Source organism: Streptomyces sp. CC53 (assembly GCF_001865245.1).
GTDB lineage: Bacteria > Actinomycetota > Actinomycetes > Streptomycetales > Streptomycetaceae > Streptomyces.
The window spans coordinates 28994-31393 of record NZ_MKXB01000122.1 but is presented as its reverse complement, the minus strand read 5'-3'; the positions used below and the strand labels follow the sequence as shown (position 1 = coordinate 31393).

General features: G+C 76.9%; 2 protein-coding genes. Both read right to left on the bottom strand.

What is annotated here, in order from left to right; translation table 11 throughout:
- Nucleotides 1–41: 41 nt before the first annotated feature.
- On the bottom strand, nucleotides 42–1046 hold the full coding sequence (locus BJP40_RS11585; RefSeq protein ID WP_071280292.1) for an N-acetylglucosamine kinase: 1005 nt from the start codon (nucleotides 1044–1046) through the stop codon (nucleotides 42–44).
- Nucleotides 1037–2299, bottom strand: coding sequence for a 6-phospho-beta-glucosidase (locus BJP40_RS11580; protein ID WP_071280291.1), 1263 nt, complete (start codon nucleotides 2297–2299; stop codon nucleotides 1037–1039). The genes BJP40_RS11585 and BJP40_RS11580 overlap by 10 nt, the downstream gene beginning before the upstream one ends.
- Nucleotides 2300–2400 lie beyond the last annotated feature (101 nt).

Below are 2400 nucleotides of genomic sequence, written 5' to 3'. Positions count from 1 at the left end.
GCCCCAGCCGCCGCCCCGCCGCGCCCGCCCGCCGCTGCGCCCTACGCCCGCCCGCCGTACTGCGCCCTCAGGGCCGCCGCGGCCGGGGGCGGGGCTCCGAGGTGGTCCAGGCCCAGCAGCGCAGCCCCCAGCACCGGGGGCGCCGTCACGACCCGGGGGACCGCCCGCGGCGCCGCTTCCCCGAGCAGCGCGGCGACCCGGTCGACCAGCCCCGGGTGACCGGCCGCCAGGACGCCCCCGCCCAGCAGCACCGGCACCCGCGTGTCCCGCAGGTCCAGCCGGTCCAGGGCGACCACGGCCATGGCCACGACCTCCCGGGCCAGCCGCTCCACGAGTGACGCCGCCACCGGGTCCCCGCCCGCCGCGACCGCGAACAGCACCGGGGCCAGTTCGAGCCGCCTGCCGTACGGGATGCGCCCCAGGTGCAGGGCCTCGATCAGCGCGGCCATCGAGCCGAGCCCGAAGTGCGCGGGCAGCGCGCGGACCAGCTCCGTGGGCCCGCCGCGCCCGTCCTCGGCGCGCGCCGCGTGCCACAGCGCCTCCTCCGCGAGTCCGGCGCCGCCGCCCCAGTCACCCGAGATCCGGCCGAGCGCAGGGAACCGCGCCGTCCGCCCGTCCGGCAGCAGCCCCGCGCAGTTGATGCCCGCCCCGCACACCACGGCGACCCCCCGTGGCTCGTCCGCACCGGCGCGCAGCACCGCGAAGGTGTCGTTGCGCACCGCCGTCGACGCGCCCCAGCCGCGCGCCTCCAGCTCCCGCGCGAGCCGCTCCTCCTCCACCGGCAGGTCCGCGTTGGCCAGGCACGCGGAGACGTGCGCGACGCCGCCCGCGGCCCCGTGCCGTGCCGCACCGTCCAGTCCGGCGGCGCGCAGGGCCTCCGCGACGGCTCCGGCCAGCACGTCGACCGCGGCCGTCACCCCCGCCGCCGACGGCTGGAAGCCCCCGCCGCGTCCCGTGCCGAGGACCGTGCCGTCGTCCGCGGAGACGACGGCGACGTCCGTCTTGCTGTTGCCGGCGTCCACCGCCAGCACGCGTCTCACGCCCATGCCAGGTGCTCCCGGTTGTGCGCGATCAGCGTGTCGGTGAGCGTGTCCGCGTACGCGTACTGGCCGATCAGCGGATGGGCCAGCAGGGCCCGGAACACCCGCTCTCGGCCGCCCCGCAGGGCCGCGTCGAGCGCCAGCCGCTCGTACGCGGCGACCTGCGCGATCAGTCCCGCGTACAGCGGGTCGACGGTCCTGACCGGCAGCGGGCGGGCGCCGTCCGCGTCCACCGCGGCCTGCACCTCCACCACCGCGTCGTCCGGCAGGAACGGCAGTGTGCCGTCGTTGCGCACGTTCCCCACCTGCACCGCCGGGCGCCCGCCGAGCAGCGAGGCGGCGAGGGCGACCGCCGCCTCCGAGTAGAACGCGCCGCCCCGCTGCGCCAGCAGTCCCGGCTTCTCGTCCAGTGACGGGTCGCGGTACATCTCCAGCAGCCGCCGCTCCATCGCCGCGACCTCGGCGGCCCGCGACGGCTTCGTGCGCAGTTCCGCCACCACCTCGTCGTGGGCGTAGAAGTAGCGCAGGTAGTACGAGGGGACGGCGCCGAGCCGGTCGAGCAGCGGGCGCGGCAGCCGCAGGTCGGCCGCGACGGCGTCGCCGTGTCCGGCGAGCAGCTTCGGCAGGAGGTCCTCCCCGTCGGGCCCGCCGAGCCGCAGGCCCAGCTCCCAGGTGAGATGGTTCAGGCCCACGTGCTCCAGGTGCAGGTCCTCGGGGCGCAGGTCCAGCAGCCGGGCGAACTTCCGCTGGAAGCCGATGGCGACGTTGCACAGCCCGACCGCGCGGTGCCCCTCGCGGAGCAGGGCGCGGGTGACGATGCCGACGGGGTTGGTGAAGTCGATGATCCAGGCGCCCGGGCTGGCCCTGCGGACCCGCTCGGCGATGTCCAGGACGACCGGCACGGTCCGCAGGGCCTTGGCGAGCCCGCCCGCGCCGGTGGTCTCCTGCCCGACGCAGCCGCACTCCAGGGGCCACGTCTCGTCCTGCTGCCGGGCCGCCTGCCCGCCGACGCGGAGCTGGAGCAGCACGGCGTCGGCGCCCTCGGCCGCCGCGTCCAGGTCGGCGGTCCAGGTCACCTTCCCGGGATGGCCCTGCCGGGCGAGGATCCGCCGCGCCAGCCCGCCCACCGGTTCCAGCCGCTCCGCGGCCGGGTCGACGAGCACCAGCTCCTCCACGGGCAGCACGTCCCGCAACCGTGCGAACCCGTCGACCAGCTCCGGTGTGTACGTCGACCCGCCCCCGACGACGACGAGCTTCATGTGCCGCACCCCTTCCGTCACGTGACGCGTACGGGGATACGTAACCAGCAGGAGACAGGTGTAGACCAGTGGGCGTCCGTGCGGATCCACGTCGTCTCCGG